Genomic DNA, 20105 nt, shown 5'->3' with positions numbered 1-20105 from the left:
ATGACGGCATTCTTCCAATCCGAGTTTTTCTACAACTACCGCCGCAGTTCCTCGGCGATGATCGGCAGCGCGCTAATGGCGTTCTTTGCCCTCGCGGTGCTGCTTGGCCCCTTCCTCGTGGCGCAGGACCCCTACGACATCGCGGCGCTGAACCTGATGGACAGCTACAAGCCTCCCTTCTGGCTCGAAGGAGGTGACCCGCAGTTCTGGCTCGGCACCGACGGGCAGGGGCGCGACGTTTGGGCCTCGATCCTCTATGGCGCGCGGATCTCGCTGTTCATCGGGCTGGTGGCTATGGTGGCCTCTTGTTTCATCGGCACGCTTCTGGGTCTAATCGCGGGGTTCTACGGCGGCATTGTCGATAGCGTTATCATGCGCATCGCTGACATTCAGCTGTCCTTCCCCTCGATCCTGATCGCGCTTTTCCTGATGTCCGCCGTTGGCACCGGCATCGACAAAGTGCTGATCGCGCTGACAGCCGTGGGCTGGGTGGTCTATGCACGCACAGTGCGCGGTTCGACCCTGTCGGAGATCGAGAAGGAATACGTGCAGGCGGCTAAGGTTGCGGGTCTGCCGAACCATAAGATCATTCGCAAACATGTACTCCCCAACGTGCTGACGCCGCTCATTGTCATCGCGACGATCCAAGTGGGCACCTTCGTGCTGATTGAAGCCTCGCTGTCGTTCCTCGGCGTCGGCGTACCGATCACCCAGCCTTCACTTGGGTTGCTGATCAAGAACGGTTTCGACGTGCTCTTCTCGGGCCTGTGGTGGACCAGCGTTTTTCCCGGCGTGGCGATCATGATGCTGGTCTTCGGCATCAACCTCTTTGGTGATTTCCTGCGCGACGAACTGAACCCGAGGCTGAAATGATGCGCGACACGGCACAAGATAAACTGCTCGAAGTGCGCGATCTGCGGACGCATTTCCACACTTTCGCGGGCACCGTGAAAGCCGTGAACGGCGTCAGCTTCGACATCGCGGCGGGCGAGGTGATGGGACTGGTGGGCGAGAGCGGTGGCGGCAAGTCAGTCGTCGGTTTCTCGATACTCGGGCTGATCGACAGCCCCGGCAAGATCGAAGGCGGGGAGATCCTGCTCGACGGTGAAGACCTCGTGAAAGCGGGCGAAGCGCGGCTGCGCGAGATCCGGGGGCGTGACATTTCGATGGTGTTCCAAGACCCGATGACTTCGCTCAACCCGCTGCACAGCGTGGGTCGGCAGATGGACGAAGTGCTGCGCCTGCACAGCGACCTTGACGCCGAAGCGCGTCATGCGGCCTGCGTCGAGATGCTGGAGAGCGTCGGCATCAGCCGCGCGGCGGAGCGGCTCAAGGCCTATCCGCATCAGTTCTCGGGTGGCATGCGACAGCGCGTGGTGATTGCCATCGCCCTGCTGGCGCGGCCGCGGTTGATCATCGCTGATGAGCCGACCACCGCGCTCGACGTAACCATTCAAAGTCAAATCCTAAAACTGATGCGACGCCAGATCGCCGAGAAGGGCGCTTCTATGATCCTTGTGACCCATGACCTCGCCGTGGTCTCGGAAATGGCCGACCACATCACGGTGCTCTACTGCGGCAACGTGGTCGAACGCGGGCGCACCCGCGAGCTGATCGAAGCCCCCGCGCACCCCTACACACGCGGACTGATCGACAGCATCCCAGACCTCGGCAACCGGCACGAACGGCTAAAACAGATCCCCGGCACCGTACCGGATATTCGCATCCTGCCCAAGGGGTGCAATTTCCGCGAGCGCTGCCCACGCGCGCAGCCCCTTTGTGCGGAGATTGAACCCGATCTTATGCCACAGCGTGGCTCGCTATCCGCGGCCTGCCACTTTCCTCTCAGCCCCGGAGACACCGCATGACCGATGCCCCTGCACCGATGCTCGACGTGCGCGACCTTGAGATGCACTTCTCCTTGGGCGGTTCCGTCCTTGACCGACTGCGCTTTGGCAAGAAGGGCCCTCGGATCGACAAGCCTGTGGTCCGCGCTGTTAACGGGGTGAACTTTACCATCGAACGCGGTGAGATCATGGCTCTGGTTGGCGAGAGCGGCTGTGGCAAATCTACCGTCGCCAAGACCATCGCGCGCATCTACAAACCCACGGGCGGTGAACTGCGCATTGATGGTGAGGACGTGGCCGAGCATGACTTTGCGCAGATGTTGCCCGTCCGCGCCAAGATGCAGATGATCTTCCAAGATCCCTTTGCCTCGCTGAACCCGCGCCAGAAGGTGCGGGACATCGTGGCGGAGCCGCTGCTGCAACAGACCAAGACCGCCGCCGAACGGCGCGAGGTGCCCGACAAGATCGAGGCGCTTCTGGCGAAGGTCGGTCTCAATGCCGAACACGCCGGGCGCTATCCGCATCAGTTTTCCGGCGGCCAGCGCCAGCGTATCGGTATCGCGCGGGCGCTTTCGGTGACCCCAGGGCTTATCGTCGCAGACGAGCCGGTCTCGGCGCTCGACGTCTCTATTCAGGCGCAGATTCTGAACCTGATGAAAGACCTGCGGGACGAGTTCGGTCTCGCCTATCTCTTCATCAGCCATGACCTCTCGGTCGTGCATCACATCGCCGACAAGATCGGCGTCATGTACCTCGGTTTCATGGTCGAGAACGCACCGCGCGATGTGCTGTTCTCGCGTCCGCGTCACCCCTATACACGCGCCCTTCTCTCGGCCGCACCCAGCATCAAGGAAAAGCGGGACAAAGAGGAAATCGAGCTTACGGGCGAGGTGCCATCGGCGCTCTCCCTGCCCTCGGGCTGCTGTTTCCGCACCCGCTGCCCCTTCGCCTGGAACCGTTGCGCCGACGAACGGCCCGCCCTGCGCGACGTCGGCAACGGCCAGACGGTCGCCTGTCACCTGATCGACGAGCCGGAAAGGGATGTCGCATGACCCTGATCGCACAGGCCCGGCTGGGCCTTCACGACCCGCATGACTGCACCGATGCCACTGATGAGTTGACGGTGCTGCATGCCATCTACGACACGCTGGTGAAACGCGAGGGGCAGGGGTTTGTCCCCGCGCTCGCGCGAGACTGGGAGGCGTCGGAGGACGCGACGGTCTGGAGTTTCACCCTCCAACCGGATGTGGCCTTCCACGATGGTACGCCTTGCGATGCCGGGGCGGTGGCTGCCTCGCTCACCCGCATGGCGCGGGAGGACAAGGGCTATACTTTGGGCGCGCCGGCGGTCTGGCGGCAGTTTCTGGGCGGGGCCAAGCTGGAGGTGCTGGACCTGATGCGGCTGCGCGTCACGCTGGCCGCGCCGATGGCCGATCTTCTGGACGTGCTGGAGCAAGCCTTCATCGTCGCCCCTTCGGCCTTCGCGGCATTGGATGCAGGCGATCACAGTGCGCAGGTGGGCAGCGGGCCTTACCGGATTACCGAGATCACGTCCGAGCGGATCAGTGCCGCGCGGATAGCGGGGCATTTCTCTGGCACCCCGGCGAATGAAACCGTCACATGGCTGCTGGAACCTGACGCCGCCAAGCGTCAGGCGATGTTGCAGCGTGGCGAGGTGCAGGTGGCCAACGGCCTCGACTTCGCGGCCTCGCGCGGCCTCGGCGCCATGCGGCACGAATTCCTCTCCCCCGTCGCGATCATCTACCTGCTCAACGCTGCGCACGGTCCGCTGGCCGACGCCCGCGTGCGTCGGGCGCTCAGCCTTGCCGTGGATCGGGAGGCAATCATTGAGACTGTGATGCAGGGCGCCGCGCGTCCCTTGCGCGGTTTCGTTAGCCCCAACCATTTTGGGGCCGGCACGGGGCAGGGCGTCCAGATGGACCGCGACACCGCCCGCGCCCTGCTAGCGGAGGCAGGCCACGCCGATGGCCTGAAGCTCGACGTCGATTGTCCGACCCGTTTGCCGGACGAGGCCGAGCGGCTGACCGCCGCCCTCGGGGAACAACTCAAGGAGGTGGGGATCACCCTTAACGTCCACGTCCATCCCGAGCGCGAAGCCTATGCCCATATGGTCCGCCGCAAGGAAATTCGCGATCTTTGCGTCTTCGACTCGAGCCCGATGAGCACCTACCGCGTGCTCTACGAGAAGATCGACAGCCGCGTGGCGGGCTCGTGGTGGCAGGGCTATGCCAACCCGCAGATCGAGGCGCTGATCAACAACGGCCGCGTGATGGCCGACCGCACCGCCCGGGCGCAGGTCTGGCAGGAAGCCTACGCGCTGCTGCAGGAGGACCCCGCTTGGCTCACGCTCTACAACCCGCTGCGGGCGATCGGCATCGCGGGAGAGTACCCCGGCTTCACAATGCCCGCCGACGGGGTGATCGACGTGACGCAATTGCCGTATCTGCCGGAGGTGGCCCATGCAGGCTGATACGCTCCTTTCCGGCGGCACGGTCATCACAATGAATGCGGACCGCCTGGTGATCGAAAACGGCGCCATCGCCGTATCCGGCGACAAGATCGTGGCCATCGGTCGGGCCGCCGAACTCGCCGAACAGGTTGAGGCCGCAGAGGTCATCGACTGCACCGGCCATGTCGTCTTTCCCGGGCTCGTGGATGTGCATGCCCACGCTGGCCATGGTCTGATCAAGACCATGGGCGTGCATGGGGGAGATCGTTGGGAGGCGATCTGCGGTGAGGTCTATACACAGATCTCGCCCCCCGATTTCTGGCGCGCGGAAGCGCGGCTTGCCGCCTTTGAGCGGCTGCGTTTCGGCGTGACCACCGGCGTGTCGCTTCTGGGCGGCGGGGACACGATCATGCGTAGCGATGATCCCGCCTATGCCGCTGCGCATTGCGAAGGCGTGTTGGAGGTTGGCACCCGCAGCGTCGTCGCCATTGGCCCCACCCGCGCGCCGCATCCGCTGACCTACGGTGATTGGGACAGCGGCGGACGGCGGACCTATCCGGTGAGCTTTGAGAAGCAGTTCGACACCGCGAAATCCGTGGCCGAGGACTGGCATGACACACACGCAGGCCGGATCAACATCGCCATGCTCTATCCCGTGCTGCGCGACGAGCATAAGCGTGATATGGCCCCAGAAGATTACGCCGCCGCCTGCGTGCAGACCCAAGCCGTGAAGGCCCATGCCCGCGACAAGGGGTTGGTGTTTACCCAAGACGGCCACTGGCGCGGCTCGATCCGGCGGGCCAAGGAACTTGGGACATTGGGGCCGAACGCGCTGCTGTCGCATTGCATCGACCTGCACGACGACGAGATGATCGCCGTGGCTGAAACAGGCACCAAGATCGCGCATAACCCCTCGGCCAATGCCTCGATCTCGGGCCGTTGCCCTGCGGTGGAGATGATGGACATGGGCGTTTGCGTCGGCCTCGGCTCGGACGCCACAGCGCCGGACCGTTCGGGCGACATGTTCCGGCATATGCAGCAGGTGATGCATTACCACCGCCGCCACTTCCGCGACGCCGAGGTGCTGCCGATCGGCAAGGTGCTCGCGATGTGCACCATCGACGGGGCGCGCGCGCTCGGAATGGAAGACCAGATTGGCTCGCTTGAGGTTTGTAAACAGGCTGACATCGTGACTATGGACCTTTCCCGCCCGCATCTGCAGCCCGGCAACATGGCGGTGCACCGGCTGGTCTGTTTCGCCAACGGCAACGACGTAAGCAACGTGATGGTGGGCGGCGAGGTGGTGCTGCGCGATGCCCGCGCGACACGGCTCGACGAGGCTGCTGCGTTGCAGGACGCCGCCGCCGAGGCCACACAGATGATCGACCGCCTTGGCGGTGCAGCGGACCTCGAACTGCCCGCGAATTTCTGGGGCAGCGCCCACTACGGCACGGAAGGCCAGTCATGACCATCTACATCATCAACCCCAACAGCAGCCAGCATGTGACCGACGGCATCGACCGCGCCGTCGACCCGATGCGCGCGGCCTCCCCGGTGCCGATCGTGGCGCGGACCCTGGCCGAAGGCCCCCCGGGGATCGAGACGCAAGCCCATGTCGACGGCGTGGTCGGCCCGATGCTGGCGCATTGCGCGGCGCTTGAAGATCAGGCCAGCGCCTTTGTCGTCGCCTGTTTCTCGGACCCCGGGCTGGCCGCACTGCGCGAACAATCGGACCGCCCTGTGCTGGGCATCGCGGAATCGGCGGTGCTTACGGCTATGACGCTGGGCCAGCGCTTCGGCATTATCTCAATCCTGCGCCGCTCGATCCCGCGCCACATGCGCTACCTCGGGGCCATGGGTGTAATGGACCGGCTTGCCGGGGATGAACCGCTGGAGCTTGGCGTGCTGGAACTGGCCGACGAGACCCGCACCTTCGAGCGGCTGAAGACCGTCGGCTCCTCGCTGCGCGATGGCGCAGGGGCGGGTGTGCTGATCCTCGGCTGCGCCGGGATGACCGCCTTTCGCGGTGAGCTTGAAACAACCCTCGGCGTGCCCGTCATCGAGCCCTGTCAGGCGGCCACCGCCATGGCGATCGGCCGGGTCGCCCTGCAACAGACACGATAGGAGAGAACATGTCCGCACTCACAGCATACGCCAAGGGCGTCTTCGTCATCGCCGTGACCCCCTTTCACCCCGATGGCCGCATCGACATGGAAAGCTGCGACCGCATGGTCGATTTCTATATCGAGGCGGGGGCCACCGGACTGACGGTCCTGGGCATGATGGGCGAGGCTCCGAAGCTCACGGTCGAGGAATCGCAAGAGGTCGTCGCCCGCATCCTGAAACGCGTCGATGACCGGGTGCCGGTGGTCGTGGGTGTCTCCGCCCCCGGTTTCGCGCAGATCGACACGCTGACGCGCGCGGTGATGGAACTGGGCGCCGCCGGTGTCATGGTGGCCCCGCCCGGGAGCCTGCGTACCGACGACCAGATCGTGAATTATTACCGGCAGGTGGCCGAAGTGTTGGGCGACGTGCCCTTCGTACTGCAGGACTTCCCGCTGGTCACCGGCGTGCAGATCGCGCCCAAGGTGATCGCTCGCATCGTCAACGAACTGCCCACCTGCGTCTGCCTGAAACACGAGGATTGGCCGGGGCTTGAGAAGATCACCGCCCTACGCGCCGAGGGCATGTTGGAGCGCCCGCTATCGATCCTCTGCGGCAACGGCGGGCTGTTCCTGCCCGAGGAAATGGGTCGCGGCGCCGATGGCGCGATGACCGGCTTCGCCTATCCGGAGATGATGGTGCAGGTGGTCGATCTGTGCAGCCGCGGCGAGCTGACCCGCGCGCAGGACATCTTCGATGCCTACCTGCCGCTGGCACGTTTCGAGCAACAGCCAGGACTGGGTCTGGCGATCCGCAAGTACACGCTCGCGAAACGCGGAATTATCGCCCATGACGCTCAGCGCCGCCCCGGTGCCGCGCTGAGCGAAGCCACCCGCGCCGAGGTCGACCGGCTGATCGCGCGACAGAAAAAACGATTGAAGGAATTGAACTGATGGATCTCGAACTGAACGGCAAACGCGCGCTTGTGCTGGGGGCCAGCCGGGGCCTCGGCATGGCGATTGCCAAGTCACTCGCCGCGGAGGGCGCCACCGTCTTCGCCGCTGCGCGCAGCCGCGACAAGATCGCCGATTGGGCGAAAGGCATGGAGAATGTGCACCCGGTGCAATGCGACCTGTCGGTTCTAGCCCAAGTCAACGCTCTAGCCGACCGGCTGCTCTCGGACGGCGGCGCGGACATCATCGTCAATAACGGCGGCGGTCCGCCCCCGGGCACCGCGCAGGCGGCCGAGCGCGGCCAATGGCTTGCGCATTTCGAGGCGATGGCGGCGAACCTCTTTCACCTCAACACGCGGCTCCTGCCTGAGATGAAGGCACGCGGCTGGGGCCGGATCATCTCGATCACCTCCTCGGGCGTGGAGCAGCCCATTCCGAACCTCGCGCTCAGCAACGGCATCCGCTCGGCGGTGGTGGGTTGGTCGAAGACACTGGCAAACGAGGTCGCGGGTGACGGCATCACCGTCAACGTGGTGATGCCGGGGCGCATCCACACGCAGCGGGTGGACGAGCTGGACGCCGCCGCGGCCAAACGCACCGATAGCGACGTGGCCACGGTGGCCGCCAGGTCCCGCGCCACGATCCCGGCGGGCCGCTACGGCAAACCGGAAGAATTTGCCGATGTGGTCACCTTCCTCGCCTCGGCGCGGGCGGGCTACGTCACCGGGTCGCGCATCCGCATCGACGGCGGCGCGATCAAAGGGGTTTGATCGGGATCGGTCAAAGAGAAAAGCCGCCAAGAGGGTGCTTGGGTCGCAATGGTTCCTAAATAAAGGTTGACCACCCAGGGCCTGCTCGCATCAAAAAGGGCCTGTCTAGCGCGCAGCGGTACGCCATCGCGCTAGACAGGCCGCCGTCAGCATCTCACTACTTGCGCGCGTAAACGTCCTCGTAGCGAATGATGTCATCCTCACCCAAGTAGGACCCGGTCTGCACTTCGATCAGCACCATTGGAACCCGACCGGGGTTCTCCATCCGGTGGACCGCGCCGAGCGGGATATAGACCGATTGGTTCTCGGTTATCAGTTGGATATCATCATCTACGGTTACCTTTGCTGTGCCTTCGACGACGATCCAATGCTCCGAACGGTGATGGTGGCTCTGCAAAGACAGCGCGGCGCCGGGATGAACCACGATGCGCTTTACCTGAAAACGGCCTCCGATTATCAGGCTCTCGTACCAACCCCAAGGCCGGAAATCGCGGGGCAACTGCACCGCTTGGCTGGCACCTTTCGCTTTCAGCGCGGCGACCGCTTCCTTAACCCGTTGCGCTTGGGCTTTCGGCGCCACCAGAACGGCATCGGACATGGCAATGACCATCATATCGTCAAGGCCGATGCCCACGACTTCCTGCCCAGGTGTTTCCGAACGCAAGAGCGAGTTGGAACAGTCAATCGCCGTGGCGTGATCCGAGGTGGCATTCCCCGCCATGTCCTGCGGGCTTTCCATCCAAACGGCGTCCCACCCCCCGAGATCGGACCATTCATGGCGGTAGGGCATGACCGCTAGGTTATCGGCCTTTTCCATGATCGCATAGTCGATCGAAATGTCTTTTGCGTCGCTCCAAGCCTCAGGGGCCAATCGGGTAAATCCGAGGTCGGTATCTGCATCTTTCAATGCGGCCTCTACGGCGGCGAGCAGATCGGGGGCATGCACCCGGTATGCCGCGATCAGCGTTTCTGCGGTAAAGAGGAAAATGCCAGCGTTCCACAGGAAATTTCCCGCCGCCACCATGTCAGCGGCGCATGCCGCCTCGGGCTTTTCGACGAAACGCGCCAGTGCTTGGGGAGTGTCGGCTTGGGCATCACTGCCTGCGGCAAGCTCCAGATAGCCATAGCCGGTTTTGGGCCGGGTAGGGGTGATGCCGAAGGTAACCAAATCGCCCTCTTGCGCCCGAGGGACAGCCGCCTGGACAGTTTCGCGAAAGGCGTCGGCCTGCGGGATCAGGTGGTCAGACGGCGCCACTAGCATCAATGCCTTTGGGTCTTTCTGCGCCATCCAAAACGCCGCGGCGAGGATCGCCGGGGCGGTATTGCGCCCGTCGGGTTCGATCAGAATGCCCTGCGGGGCCAGTTCCACAGCGGCCAACTGCTCTGTTACGATAAAACGAAAGGGATCACCTGTCAGAACGACCGGAGCAGCGAAACCTTCTCCGGAAAGCCGCTTGGCAGAGACCTGAAACAAGCTTTGCTCACCCATGATGCGGGCGAACTGCTTGGGGTAGGATTTGCGGGACAAGGGCCAAAGGCGTGTGCCGGAGCCGCCACAAAGCAGGATGGGATGAATGGTCATAATAAATCCTTTTGTTACAAAAGCTTCGGCATCCATGAAGTCTAGCACTCAGGAGATGACTACACCGAAGAGTCTACCTTGGGTACCGTAGAATGCATTCTGTGGCCGACGGCCATCCGTCATGTTGAACGAAGCGGACCATCGAAGAAACACACCTGTATATCAATCACAGCGAGCAATTGGGGAGATCAGGCTTACTTCAGCGTTGCAAGATAGCTGCCATAGTCATTCTTGGTGAACATCTCCGCGCGTTCTGCAAGGGCCTCTTCGCTGATCCAACCATTTTTAAAGGCGATCTCTTCCAGACAACCGGTTTGCAAACCCTGCCGTTCGGTCAACGTGCGGACAAAATTTCCCGCGTCCAACAGGCTGCCATGGGTGCCGGTGTCCAGCCAAGCATAGCCGCGCCCCATGCGTTCGACCTGCAATTTGCCCGCTTGTAGATACATCTCAAGCAGTGAGGTGATCTCCAATTCACCCCGCACGGATGGCTGAACTTCTGCGGCATGTTTCGGCGCATCTCCGTCGAGGAAATAGAGGCCCGTTACCGCGTAGTTCGAGGGCGGCACATCGGGTTTTTCGATGATCTCTTCGGCTTTGCCATCCGCATCAAAGCCGACGACCCCGTAACGTTTTGGGTCAGAGACGTGATAGCCAAACACCGTGCCCCCTTCGATGCGCGCATCTGCGGCGGCCAGCATATCCGGCAGCCCATGGCCGAAAAAGATGTTGTCACCGAGCACCATGGCCGAGGGCGCACCGGCAAGAAAGTCTTCGGCCAGCAGATAGGCTTGGGCCAGACCATCGGGATTTTCCTGCACGATGTAGGTCAGGTTGATCCCCCATTGGCTGCCGTCGCCCAATGTCCGGATGAATTGCTCTTGATCCTGCGGCGTAGTGATCATGGCGATGTCACGGATGCTCCCGAGCATGAGAACCGAGAGCGGGTAGTAGATCATCGGCTTGTCGTAGATCGGCAGCAGTTGCTTCGAAATTCCCATGGTGATGGGGTAGAGCCGTGTGCCAGATCCTCCAGCGAGAATGATGCCTTTGCGTTTGCTCATGATCGGGCTCCAAGGTCTTTGAGTATATCTGTGAGCGTCTCACGCCAGTCGGGGCGCGGGATGTCGAAAACGGTCTCAGTGGCGCGACAATCCAGACGGGAATTCAGCGGTCTTTGGGCCGGGGTCGGATACTCGGAAGAGGGGATGCCCGTTACCGTGCAATCACGCTGTGACCGCGCGAAAATTTCACGGGCGAAATCGGCCCAGCTGACATCCGGCGCGCCGGAGAAATGATATGTGCCGCTTTTAGCCGGATCGCCTATCAACTGCCGCGCAATGGCATGGCAAGCCGCCGCGATCTCGGCAGCGCCGGTGGGGCCGCCGATTTGGTCGGCGACAATGTTGAGCGCGTCACGCTCTGCCCCGAGCCGCAGCATGGTTTTGACGAAGTTCGACCCATGGGGCGAAACCACCCAAGAGGTTCGTAGGATGGCATGGGTGCCGAGCGCCGTTCTTACCGCCTGCTCTCCGGCCAGTTTGCTGCGGCCATAACCGCCAAGAGGGGCAGTTCGATCCTCCGGCTGCCATGGCAAGTCGCCGCCGCCGTCGAAGACGTAATCGGTCGAAATCTGGACGAAGGGGATTGCCAGTGTCGCACAAGCACGGGCCATGGCACCGGGGGCCGCACCGTTGATTGTGGTGGCGCGCGGCTCTTCCTCTTCCGCCTTGTCCACAGCCGTATAGGCCGCGGCATTGATCACCGCCTCGGGACGCTTGCTGTGGATCAGGGCGGCGCAGGCCACTGGGTTTTCGAGATCGGCGGTGTCACGGCCGTAACATTCCGTTCCCTCCAAGGCGGCGAGTTCGCGCGCGACCTGACCCGTTTTGCCGAACACGAGGATGGTCATGCGTTCACCCTTTGGTGCCAAGTCGTTGACCAACGCCTTCGCGGTTCTGCAGCGTGCGCCACCAGTCCTCATTATCGAGATACCATTGCACGGTCCGCTCCAACCCTTCTTCGACCGTCACCGACGGGCGCCAGCCCAGTTCATCACGGATACGGCTGGGGTCAATGGCATAGCGCAGGTCATGGCCCGCTCGATCCTGTACGAAGGTGATCTGATCGGCGTAGGGCGTTTCCTTGGGGCGCTTTTGATCAAGAATGCTGCATATGGTTTTCACAAGGTCGATGTTACGCGCCTCGTTCTCGCCGCCGATGTTATAGCTGCGGCCCAAATCGCCTTTCTCCAGCACCAGCAGCAGCGCGTCGGCGTGGTCTTCTACATAGAGCCAGTCACGCACGTTCAGCCCCTCACCGTAGACTGGGATAGGCTTGCCCGCCAAAGCGTTCAGGATCACCACCGGCACCAGTTTTTCGGGAAAGTGGAAGGGCCCGTAGTTGTTGGAGCAATTGGTCAACACGACCGGCAGGCCATAGGTCTCATGCCATGCGCGGACCAAATGGTCGCTGGATGCTTTGGAGGCGGAGTAAGGCGAGCGCGGGTCATAAGGCGTGTCTTCGGTGAACATCCCCTCTGGCCCGAGGGAGCCATAGACCTCATCCGTAGAGATGTGGTGAAAGCGGAACCCTTCCGGCTTTCCCCGCATCACCCAATAGCTCCTCCCGGCTTCCAGCATGTTGTAGGTGCCGGTGATATTGGTCTCGATGAAATCCCCGGGCCCGTCGATTGACCGGTCCACATGGCTTTCCGCGGCCAGATGCATCACCGCATCTGGCTGATGCGCCGCAAAAATACGATCCAGTGCGGCGCGGTCGCGGATGTCGGCATGCTCAAACCTATAGAGCGGATCATCCGCGACACTGGCGAGGCTTTCGAGACAGCCCGCATAGGTCAGCGCATCCAAGTTGACGACCTCATGCCCTCGCGCCACCGCTAGCCGCACCACTGCTGAGCCGATAAAGCCCGCGCCCCCCGTCACCAGAATCTTCATGTCGTTTCCCCATAGGAAAATGGGCTGTCGAAAGCCGCCCACTGCGCGGCCATGGCGTCTTTTTCAGAGAGGATTGCCTCCCCGGCTATGCCCCAATCAATGCCAATACCAGGATCGTCAAAACGCACAGCCCCCTCGCATTCGGGCGCGTAGTAATCGGTGCACTTATAAAGGATCTCCGTATCAGGCGCGCGCGTCGCAAAGCCGTGCAAAAAACCCTTGGGAATCAGCAGTTGTAATCCGTTCTCAGCGGTCAAGTCATAGCCGACCCATTGGCCATAGGTCGGACTGCCCTTGCGGATGTCCACCGCCACATCGAACAGCGCGCCTCGCCCGCAGCGCACCAGCTTGTCCTGCGCATGAGGCGGGGCCTGAAAATGCAACCCGCGTACGGTCCCCACGGCGGCAGAGAGCGAGTGGTTGTCCTGTACGAAATCAAGCGTGATCCTATGTTCCGCCAGTCTCTTACGGTTCCAGCTTTCGGAAAAGAACCCTCGTGCATCGCCGAACCTTGCGGGTTTTAACAAGAAGACCCCCGGTAGGGCGGTTTGGGTTACTTGCATGGCGGCGTGATCCTTGGAGGCTTCACACTTTCCATAGCAAGCAATAGTGTCGATGTCATGGGGGGGAAAGTACGGCCCCAGAAATCTATATTCAGTCAATAGGATTGACGAGAACTCCAACGATCGGAAGATAGCCTTTCTGAATTAACGGTTCTCCTCGCTGTCTCAGAAAATAGAACTAATGTATACCCTCCAAAAGATGCCCTTTCTAAAGATTGCCTTTTGTGACCACGACAGCCCTGGCCCACCTGCAGCGCCTTGAGGCGGAGAGCATTCACATTTTGCGCGAGGTTGCCGCGGAAGCCGAAAACCCCGTGATGCTGTACAGCGTTGGCAAAGACAGCGCCGTCATGTTGCATTTGGCAAAGAAGGCTTTCTACCCGGCACCGCCCCCCTTTCCGCTGCTGCATGTTGATACCACTTGGAAGCTCCAAGACATGTATGCGCTTCGGGACCGCGCAGCGAGCGAGCCCGGGATGAAGTTGCTGGTGCATCAAAACCCCGAAGCGGCAGAAGAGGGGATCACCCCATTTGACCACGGCACGCTGCATACCGACATGTGGAAAACGGAAGGCCTGAAGCAAGCGCTTGACAAGCATGGTTTTGATGTTGCTTTCGGCGGTGCGCGCCACGATGAGGAGAAATCTCGCACCAAGGAGCGTGTCTTTTCTTTCCGCTCGGCTAACCACCGGTGGGATCCCAAGAACCAGCGCCTGGAACTCTGGCGGTGTGGGAAATCGTTTTTGGGGCAATCTAGCACCGGAAGGGTCCGGCGCGGAGTTCCTATCTTCTATAGTAGGTCACGAGATCGAAATCCGATAGCTTTCAGTTTGGATACGTGCGCCTCTCTATTTGTAATAAGCTTGCTGACCTTTAGCCCGGCTCAGCGTTAGATTTCGCTCAGACAAATGCTTTTGGGCCCCTTCCAAACTAGTCCAGCCTTCTTTTCCACGATTTTAAGATTTTCAAACAACTTGCCTTTCTGAGGCCGAAACCAGTGGGCAAGCAATGTCAATGTATTACGCCCGCTCGGATCGCGCCTCTAAACGAGAGGTAAAAAGATGAAAAACAACAAAACCGAAAGGGTCACAACAATCACGGCGCGCGTCACCCAAGCAGAACGAGACATGCTCACGAGGCGCGCGGCGGGGAGGTCACTCTCTGACTACATTCGCGCCATGTTACTCGGACGGCGATCCCGGGCACTTTTGCAGCCTTCGGATGGGGTCGCCCTCGTGAGACTGGGCGAGGTGGGATATGACGTCGGGGCCTTTATCCAACACGTTGCGACGCACGAGAGCCTAAAGCGTGGAGAAATCATTAAGGTTCTGGGCCGGGTGGAAGCTAATCTCGACGCCCTCCGGCTTGCCATAATAAAGGGGGGCTGACGATGGCACTAGCTAAGATCTAACGCCCCCGCAGGGCGGGACCTACAGCACGCTACCTGCTTCAAGCGACCGACCATGCCGGACGCGAACGGGATCAGGTTACTGTTGTCGGCAGCACAATCGGCAAGACGCCAAAGGCTGCTGAGAAGTTTCTCCGTGCAATTGCGCCCGCGACTGCAGCGGCATCTACATCATGTGTCTATTTCCGTACCGCAAACCGAGCGGGACCTGTCCCACTCCGAGTGGGCCACGATCGGCCAAGCCTGGTGCGATGGCATGGGCCTCGACCACTATATGATCGTACTGCAAAGCGGTCATACTCATTTCCTTGCATCTCGGATACGCATAAGATGGGTTCGTTCTCGCAGCGCGGATCACACCCAACAGCGTGAGCCCAAGCCAACGCTTACATATGGGCCAAGGCGTCTGGTTGAAGCTGGGAAAACTCAGTACTCGCTCAATAAGGTCAAAATAGCAGAGATTTTTCAGCTTTTCTTAGTTGTAAGGTTGATTTAGATCACCATACTGCAACATTTAACTTATTGATTACCACTGAGGAAAAAGAATATGACTGAATTTTACATCAAGGAAATTTATAATGAAATTGACCGTTGCACTACCGAAATAGTTATTGAGACACTACCTGCTACAACGAATCTAAGCGGGGAAGTGAAGCTTGACGGGTGGTGCGGCACATTCAATGACACTGCTACTTACGCGCATGGCGTTTACGAAACACTCGAAGAAGCTCAGGCTGTTGTAAAGCGAATGTTTAGCGATTTCCAAGCATGCAGCAATAGGGTCCATTTTAACATTTTCGGATTTGATTACTCAGATATTCCTAGTGTAGTGAGGGTTTATAAGCATCAAGATAAATTAGAGATGTGATCAAGCTTGGCACGCTTAGGAAAAGAACAAATGTATCCCCCGCTTGCAGGGGGTAACCCTCATTGCAGTATCGTCCAATAGCGGCGCCATGACTACGAGAGTCGGAAGGAGACCCGCATAAAGCGCCGCCAGAAAAATTGCGAGCGGCTGGCCGATATAGCGCTGTGCGAAGAGGGTGATGACGAAGAAGATGCCGACACCGGGGCTTCAAGGGATGGCATCTCCGGGCAGGGCGAGAACGAAATAGTGCTCTGCCTCGGCCAAGACATCTCTGGACCGGCCCTCGTTTCACCAGACGCCTAAGCGGTTTCGGCAGTGGGTAGCGGATTGACGCGCACGTAATCGCGCTTGAGCGTCTTTACGAAGGCTTGGGGCAACAGAGACACGCCGTCGAGGCTGGTCTCCATCACGCGCCGTCAGCGGGCAAAATCGGCCTCGGCCAATAGGCAGAAATAGCCGACACCCGCGTTGTTGACCAGAATGTCGAGGCGTCCGAAGGTTTGCGCCGCTTCCGCGAGGGCCTGCGCGACCTGCTGCGGGATCGAGTCGTCTCAAGTGATGTCGAGCACCACAACGCAGCGGCCTTCGGCGTGGAAAAGCGCGGCGGTGGCAAGGCCGATGCCCCGTGCAGCGCCCGTGATCAGGGGTAACGGCGCCATTGATACCGCAGTTCACGCGGCTTGACTGGCGGCTGCTTGTCCTAACGCCTTCCAGTTCCACGGCAGGAGCTCATCCAGCTTGTTGATCTTGTGGTCTTGGATGCGGTCGAGAACGTCCGCGAGATAGGCCTGGGAATCGATGCCGTTTAGCTTGGCTGTTTCGATAATGATCATGGCGCGACCTAAGGTTTCCGCACTTGTGTCAGCCCCTGCAAAGAGCCAGATGAGATGACCGTTTTCCGTGGCTGCAGTGCATAATCGTTCGGCGAGGAAAGGAGAACTGTTATGGATAATTTTGATGCCTATGTGGGTCTGGATGTACACAAGGACACAATCGCTGTGGCTTTTGCTGAAAGCGAACGATCCGGGGAGGTTTGCTCTTTGGGTTCTATCCCGCACGAGACGACCGCCATCAATCGAGAGGTCAAGAAATTGGCGGTCAGGTTTGAAGCGATATCTTTTCCCTATGAAGCAGGGCCGTGCGGCTATGGCCTGCACCGCCATCTTATCGGACTCGGACATGTCTGCGACGTCGTTGCGCCCTCCAGAACCCTGTTCACCCGGGAAAGCGGCGCATGAAGAACGATACGATCGACGCGCTGAATCTGGCCCGATTGCACCGGGCCGTTGAACTCACCTATATCTGGACGCCGGATGCGACCCACGAGGCGATGCAGGACCTGGTGAAGGCGCGGCGCATATCCTCTCATCAAGTTCGTAAGGCACGCCAGCGCATCAGCTGCTTCTTGCTGAAGCACGGCCGGCGCTATGAACGAAAGAAATGGGGACATCGACATCGGGTCTGGCTGGCGGATCTTCAATTCGGCCATGTTGCAACGCAATTCGCTTTGCAGAGCTATCTCAATGAAGAAGAGCAAGCTGTCGATCGACGGACCCAGATTGACGGACAGATTGAAAACCTGATGTCAGACTGGGTTTTGGCCCCGATCGTGCGAGAGCTCACAGCCCTTCGCGGTCTTGACATAGTGATAGCCGCAACGGTTGTCGCAGAAGTCGGCGATTTTGCTCGGTTTGAAAACCCAAATCGCCTGATGAGCTACTTTGGTCTGGTGCCGGGGGAATTCTCAAGTGGGTCCAGCATACGCCTGCACGGGATCACTAAGGCAGGATCCTCGGACGTTCGCGCGCTCTTGTTCGAGGCTGCTTGGCTCTACCGGCTGAAGCCAAAAGTGGGACAGTGGCCACTGGTTCGACAAAAAGACCTTTCACAGGCGGCGAAGGATATCGCCTGGAAAGCGCAGTTGCGATTGTATGGCCGATATCAGCGTCTCACGCAGATACGCCACAAACGCAGTCAGGTGGCTGTGACAGCTGTCGCGCGTGCACTGGTTAAATTTATCTGGGCGATTGCTCGCAACGCAGAAGGCGGAATGGCCGTACGATAGAGCAATCTCAGGCCGAACAAATCTGATGGTCTGTATGCAAGTGAACAAGCATGCAATTTGGGCTCTGTCGCACATTGTGTGATTTTTGGCGGCCCCACTCCTACATCTGGCTTACATGCTGGAGGAGATGATCACCATGACAAAGCGTTTCGACACCGAGCTGTTGCCTGAAGGGCTTCACGCCACCGGATATCACGTGGGCGGCGCGACCCTCGCAATTAACGCAGAGGTTACGGGCGCGGAAGTGATTTGCCCGGGTTGCGGACAGCGGTCTACTCGTCAGCATGGACGTTACGTCCGGCACCTCAAGGACTTTCCGGCGCTTGGTCGCTCCGTTCAGGTGCGCTTGTCGGTGCGACGGTTCCGCTGTGTTACGTCGCAATGTTCCATCATGACTTTCAGCGAGAAAGTCCCAGATTACCTTGCGTGCCGTTATGGTCGTCGGACCGGTCGATTTCAGGACCTCGTTGCCTACCTCGGTCGCGCGATGGGCGGTCGGCCAGCTCAGGCACTTGGACGCCGTCTCCGGTTCGGTGTGAGCAAGGATACCTTTCTCCGCGGGGCTGCGTCAGGTGCGCGGACCATGGGCCATGAACCTCGCGTCATCGGGATCGACGACTGGGCTTGGCGCAAAGGACAGCGCTATGGAACGCTGATCTGCGATCTCGAACGGCGTGCCGTCATCGACCTGCTGCCGGATCGCGAGCCTGCGACCGTCGCTGCATGGCTGCGCCAGCATCCGCAGATCGAAATCGTCGCGCGAGACCGGAACGGCGGATACAGACAGGCGATTTCCGAAGCGCTTCCTTATGCGACCCAGATTGCCGACCGTTGGCACCTTCTGCAGAACGCAAGCGATGCGTTTCTCGCCGCCGTCCGTCGCGCAATCCCGGACATACGAAGACCTGTCTGCGGCGTCGAGCTGGATCCCGGTATTCTGACGTCGGCGGAACGTTTGCAATTCGAAGGCTTTCAACGGCGCCAGAAAACCAACGTGCTGATCCAGCGGATGGGTGCCGAAGGCGTGCCTATCAAGCGGATCGTCCGGGTCACTGGCCTAAGCCGAGGCGAACGGGAAGACGTCTTCAGGCTACGCCAAAGCAGCCTAACCCCTTGGTTCCCGCAGCTTGAACAGTATTGGCAGCAGGGATGTCGCAATGGCGCTGAACTCTGGCGCCGGCTGCGAGCGGACGGTTTCCAAGGAAGTCTCCGCGTGGTCGGGGAATGGGCCACACGCCAGCGCCGAGCCGAGGCCGCCATCCCGCAGGGCACAGGCAAATGCCCTCCGAGTCGCAAGATCGCCCGTATGATGACCTCTGGTCGGCATCACCTCTCGAAAGCCGACAGCATATTCGTCGCTCAGGTTGAAAACGCTCTGCCGCAACTGGCGCAAGATCGTCGGCTCCTTGATGCCTTTACCTCCATGGTCCGCAACGGCGAGGAAGACGGGCTAGCTGACTGGTTAGATCAGACGAAGGCGTCTGGACTGGCGTCATTTTCGCGCGGCCTCTCTGCCGATCTCGATGCGGTTACCGCGGTGCTTCGTGAGCCTTGGTCCAACGGCCAGACAGAGGGTCAGATCAACCGGCTGAAATTGCTGAAACGGCAGATGTATGGCACCGCAGGCATCGATCTGCTCCTGGCGCGCCTTCAGCATTCGGCATGAAAGGCGCCACAGAAATTGAGTCGGACCCAAGATTGCCTGCCGATTGACACGTAGGCTTGGAAATTGCGGCCTTACTTGTTTCAGATCCCTCTGAAGGAGCAATGTTTGGCCACGCTAGTCGCAGAGCTGTTGTAGTAGGGTTTGAGTTCGCTCAATATCTTTTTGCATGAGATCGGCAGCATTTTCTGCTTGTTTGCCACGGATGGCCTCCACAATCGCGTGGTGACCGTCCAAGAACGGCTCATGCAGGCCATCCTCTAACCGGGGAGCTAAATGCAGAGACAGCATCCTCATGAAGGGGCCATAACGTAGCCACAGGGTAGAGACGACATGTAATAGTACTGGTGATCGCGCAGCGCGGTAGATAGCAAAATGAAAATTTCGGTTCTTTTCGAGCATGTCGTAAATATCTTTTGTGCCCGAAATCGCGGCGTGTTCATCCTCTAGTCTTGCCAGTGCATCAATCTCCGCTTCTGTCGAGCGTTCGACGGCCAACTTGGTTGCCAATCGTTCGACGGATACGCGGGCCTGACAAATATCATCCAGCGCTTCGCGGGTAACTTGTGGCACGTAGGCCGACCCATTTGATCTCATCTCCAAGGCGCCTTCTGCGGCGAGACGGCGCAATGTTTCTCGCACCGGCATTTGACTGGTTTGAAACCTTTTGGCTAAGGCGGAAATCGTCAGAAGCTGACCCGGATCAAATTTACCCAGGATCAATGCCTGCCTAAGCGACGCATGCACGTTGTCTGCGACGGTCATACGCGTGCGCACAGGTTCGAGTTCAAGGTCACTCGGATCAGGGTTTGTCCGGTTGTTGTCCATCATAGGTCTCGCTCCTGCTTCCCGGTAC

At 60.2% G+C, this 20105-nt stretch carries 18 protein-coding genes and 3 pseudogenes; 13 read left to right on the top strand and 8 right to left on the bottom strand.

Translation table 11 applies throughout. The annotated features are described in order from the left end of the window. The 8 genes from ACSQ16_RS00820 to ACSQ16_RS00785 are packed head-to-tail and all read left to right on the top strand — an operon-like array spanning nucleotide 1 to nucleotide 8143. Nucleotides 1–873 (top strand): ABC transporter permease, encoded by an 873-nt coding sequence (locus tag ACSQ16_RS00820; protein WP_348156214.1) that lies wholly within the window; start codon nucleotides 1–3, stop codon nucleotides 871–873. After that, nucleotides 873–1868: an ABC transporter ATP-binding protein gene (locus ACSQ16_RS00815; protein WP_435988399.1), complete on the top strand. Its 996-nt coding sequence runs from the start codon at nucleotides 873–875 to the stop codon at nucleotides 1866–1868. The genes ACSQ16_RS00820 and ACSQ16_RS00815 overlap by 1 nt, the downstream gene beginning before the upstream one ends. Continuing rightward, a complete protein-coding gene (locus ACSQ16_RS00810; RefSeq protein WP_435988398.1) occupies nucleotides 1865–2899 on the top strand; it encodes an ABC transporter ATP-binding protein in 1035 nt (344 codons plus the stop codon). The genes ACSQ16_RS00815 and ACSQ16_RS00810 overlap by 4 nt, the downstream gene beginning before the upstream one ends. Beyond that, nucleotides 2896–4338: an ABC transporter substrate-binding protein gene (locus tag ACSQ16_RS00805; RefSeq protein ID WP_435988397.1), complete on the top strand. Its 1443-nt coding sequence runs from the start codon at nucleotides 2896–2898 to the stop codon at nucleotides 4336–4338. The genes ACSQ16_RS00810 and ACSQ16_RS00805 overlap by 4 nt, the downstream gene beginning before the upstream one ends. Beyond that, the gene (locus tag ACSQ16_RS00800; RefSeq protein WP_435988396.1) at nucleotides 4328–5785 is read left to right on the top strand and encodes an amidohydrolase family protein; all 1458 of its coding nucleotides are present in this window, start codon (nucleotides 4328–4330) and stop codon (nucleotides 5783–5785) included. Before ACSQ16_RS00805 ends, ACSQ16_RS00800 begins: the two co-directional genes overlap by 11 nt. Next, the gene (locus ACSQ16_RS00795; RefSeq protein ID WP_435988395.1) at nucleotides 5782–6441 is read left to right on the top strand and encodes an aspartate/glutamate racemase family protein; all 660 of its coding nucleotides are present in this window, start codon (nucleotides 5782–5784) and stop codon (nucleotides 6439–6441) included. Before ACSQ16_RS00800 ends, ACSQ16_RS00795 begins: the two co-directional genes overlap by 4 nt. Before the next feature lie 8 nt (nucleotides 6442–6449). Continuing rightward, nucleotides 6450–7373, top strand: a complete 924-nt coding sequence (locus tag ACSQ16_RS00790; RefSeq protein ID WP_435988394.1) for a dihydrodipicolinate synthase family protein — start codon at nucleotides 6450–6452, stop codon at nucleotides 7371–7373. Further along, a complete protein-coding gene (locus ACSQ16_RS00785) occupies nucleotides 7373–8143 on the top strand; it encodes an SDR family oxidoreductase (protein ID WP_435988393.1) in 771 nt (256 codons plus the stop codon). Before ACSQ16_RS00790 ends, ACSQ16_RS00785 begins: the two co-directional genes overlap by 1 nt. Nucleotides 8144–8300: 157 nt before the next feature. Here ACSQ16_RS00785 and ACSQ16_RS00780 read toward each other — a convergent pair whose 3' ends face one another. From ACSQ16_RS00780 to rfbC, 5 genes are all read right to left on the bottom strand, one after another. After that, complete coding sequence (locus ACSQ16_RS00780; protein WP_435988392.1) at nucleotides 8301–9725, bottom strand: mannose-1-phosphate guanylyltransferase/mannose-6-phosphate isomerase; 1425 nt, start codon at nucleotides 9723–9725, stop codon at nucleotides 8301–8303. Between the two features lie 194 nt (nucleotides 9726–9919). Further along, nucleotides 9920–10789 (bottom strand): glucose-1-phosphate thymidylyltransferase RfbA, encoded by an 870-nt coding sequence (rfbA, locus tag ACSQ16_RS00775; protein ID WP_435988391.1) that lies wholly within the window; start codon nucleotides 10787–10789, stop codon nucleotides 9920–9922. Further along, entirely contained in the window at nucleotides 10786–11637 is an 852-nt protein-coding gene (gene rfbD / locus ACSQ16_RS00770) for a dTDP-4-dehydrorhamnose reductase (protein WP_435988390.1), read from the bottom strand. The genes rfbA and rfbD overlap by 4 nt, the downstream gene beginning before the upstream one ends. A 4-nt stretch (nucleotides 11638–11641) precedes the next feature. Beyond that, nucleotides 11642–12682, bottom strand: coding sequence for a dTDP-glucose 4,6-dehydratase (gene rfbB, locus ACSQ16_RS00765; protein WP_435988389.1), 1041 nt, complete (start codon nucleotides 12680–12682; stop codon nucleotides 11642–11644). Continuing rightward, nucleotides 12679–13245 carry a dTDP-4-dehydrorhamnose 3,5-epimerase gene (gene rfbC / locus ACSQ16_RS00760; protein ID WP_435988388.1) on the bottom strand — a complete coding sequence of 189 codons (567 nt, stop codon included), beginning with the start codon at nucleotides 13243–13245 and terminating at the stop codon, nucleotides 12679–12681. Before rfbC ends, rfbB begins: the two co-directional genes overlap by 4 nt. Nucleotides 13246–13469: 224 nt before the next feature. Between rfbC and cysD the strand changes: the two are divergent. The 3 genes and pseudogenes from cysD to ACSQ16_RS00745 all read left to right on the top strand — a co-directional run. Next, nucleotides 13470–14015, top strand: a pseudogene (cysD, locus tag ACSQ16_RS00755) (sulfate adenylyltransferase subunit CysD); the annotation flags it as partial. Nucleotides 14016–14306: 291 nt separating this feature from the next. After that, a complete protein-coding gene (locus tag ACSQ16_RS00750; RefSeq protein ID WP_435988387.1) occupies nucleotides 14307–14633 on the top strand; it encodes a plasmid mobilization protein in 327 nt (108 codons plus the stop codon). A 567-nt stretch (nucleotides 14634–15200) separates the two neighbouring features. Then, nucleotides 15201–15521, top strand: a complete 321-nt coding sequence (locus tag ACSQ16_RS00745) for a hypothetical protein (RefSeq protein ID WP_435988386.1) — start codon at nucleotides 15201–15203, stop codon at nucleotides 15519–15521. Nucleotides 15522–15937: 416 nt separating this feature from the next. On the opposite strand, the gene ACSQ16_RS00740 is transcribed toward ACSQ16_RS00745, so the two are convergent. Further along, nucleotides 15938–16063: an SDR family NAD(P)-dependent oxidoreductase gene (locus ACSQ16_RS00740; protein WP_435988442.1), complete on the bottom strand. Its 126-nt coding sequence runs from the start codon at nucleotides 16061–16063 to the stop codon at nucleotides 15938–15940. A 129-nt stretch (nucleotides 16064–16192) separates the two neighbouring features. After that, nucleotides 16193–16402 (bottom strand): annotated as a pseudogene (locus tag ACSQ16_RS00735) (transposase domain-containing protein); the annotation flags it as partial. A gap of 63 nt (nucleotides 16403–16465) precedes the next feature. Between ACSQ16_RS00735 and ACSQ16_RS00730 the strand changes: the two are divergent. Then, nucleotides 16466–17586, top strand: a pseudogene (locus ACSQ16_RS00730) (IS110 family transposase). A gap of 136 nt (nucleotides 17587–17722) precedes the next feature. Further along, entirely contained in the window at nucleotides 17723–19252 is a 1530-nt protein-coding gene (locus tag ACSQ16_RS00725; RefSeq protein WP_435988385.1) for an ISL3 family transposase, read from the top strand. 114 nt (nucleotides 19253–19366) lie between these two features. Here the strand turns inward: ACSQ16_RS00725 and ACSQ16_RS00720 are convergent, their stop codons facing one another. Continuing rightward, entirely contained in the window at nucleotides 19367–20080 is a 714-nt protein-coding gene (locus ACSQ16_RS00720; RefSeq protein WP_435988384.1) for a GntR family transcriptional regulator, read from the bottom strand. Between the last annotated feature and the right edge of the window lie 25 nt (nucleotides 20081–20105).

Source organism: Sulfitobacter sp. SH24 (assembly GCF_965641895.1).
Classification (GTDB): Bacteria; Pseudomonadota; Alphaproteobacteria; order Rhodobacterales; family Rhodobacteraceae; genus Sulfitobacter; species Sulfitobacter dubius.
Note: the sequence above shows the minus strand (reverse complement) of the source record. Positions and strands in the feature narration are given on the sequence as shown.

Bases quoted from the DNA above. Each gene is read 5' to 3' on its own strand.
- ACSQ16_RS00820 (WP_348156214.1), top strand. From the start codon at position 1: ATGACGGCATTCTTCCAATCCGAGTTTTTCTACAACTACCGCCGCAGT.
- ACSQ16_RS00745 (WP_435988386.1), top strand. From the start codon at position 15,201: ATGACTGAATTTTACATCAAGGAAATTTATAATGAAATTGACCGTTGC.
- ACSQ16_RS00815 (WP_435988399.1), top strand. From the start codon at position 873: ATGCGCGACACGGCACAAGATAAACTGCTCGAAGTGCGCGATCTGCGG.
- rfbD (WP_435988390.1), bottom strand. From the start codon at position 11,637: ATGACCATCCTCGTGTTCGGCAAAACGGGTCAGGTCGCGCGCGAACTC.
- ACSQ16_RS00805 (WP_435988397.1), top strand. From the start codon at position 2,896: ATGACCCTGATCGCACAGGCCCGGCTGGGCCTTCACGACCCGCATGAC.
- rfbB (WP_435988389.1), bottom strand. From the start codon at position 12,682: ATGAAGATTCTGGTGACGGGGGGCGCGGGCTTTATCGGCTCAGCAGTG.
- ACSQ16_RS00750 (WP_435988387.1), top strand. From the start codon at position 14,307: ATGAAAAACAACAAAACCGAAAGGGTCACAACAATCACGGCGCGCGTC.
- ACSQ16_RS00795 (WP_435988395.1), top strand. From the start codon at position 5,782: ATGACCATCTACATCATCAACCCCAACAGCAGCCAGCATGTGACCGAC.
- rfbC (WP_435988388.1), bottom strand. From the start codon at position 13,245: ATGCAAGTAACCCAAACCGCCCTACCGGGGGTCTTCTTGTTAAAACCC.
- ACSQ16_RS00800 (WP_435988396.1), top strand. From the start codon at position 4,328: ATGCAGGCTGATACGCTCCTTTCCGGCGGCACGGTCATCACAATGAAT.
- ACSQ16_RS00780 (WP_435988392.1), bottom strand. From the start codon at position 9,725: ATGACCATTCATCCCATCCTGCTTTGTGGCGGCTCCGGCACACGCCTT.
- rfbA (WP_435988391.1), bottom strand. From the start codon at position 10,789: ATGAGCAAACGCAAAGGCATCATTCTCGCTGGAGGATCTGGCACACGG.
- ACSQ16_RS00790 (WP_435988394.1), top strand. From the start codon at position 6,450: ATGTCCGCACTCACAGCATACGCCAAGGGCGTCTTCGTCATCGCCGTG.
- ACSQ16_RS00785 (WP_435988393.1), top strand. From the start codon at position 7,373: ATGGATCTCGAACTGAACGGCAAACGCGCGCTTGTGCTGGGGGCCAGC.
- ACSQ16_RS00725 (WP_435988385.1), top strand. From the start codon at position 17,723: ATGACAAAGCGTTTCGACACCGAGCTGTTGCCTGAAGGGCTTCACGCC.
- ACSQ16_RS00720 (WP_435988384.1), bottom strand. From the start codon at position 20,080: ATGATGGACAACAACCGGACAAACCCTGATCCGAGTGACCTTGAACTC.
- ACSQ16_RS00810 (WP_435988398.1), top strand. From the start codon at position 1,865: ATGACCGATGCCCCTGCACCGATGCTCGACGTGCGCGACCTTGAGATG.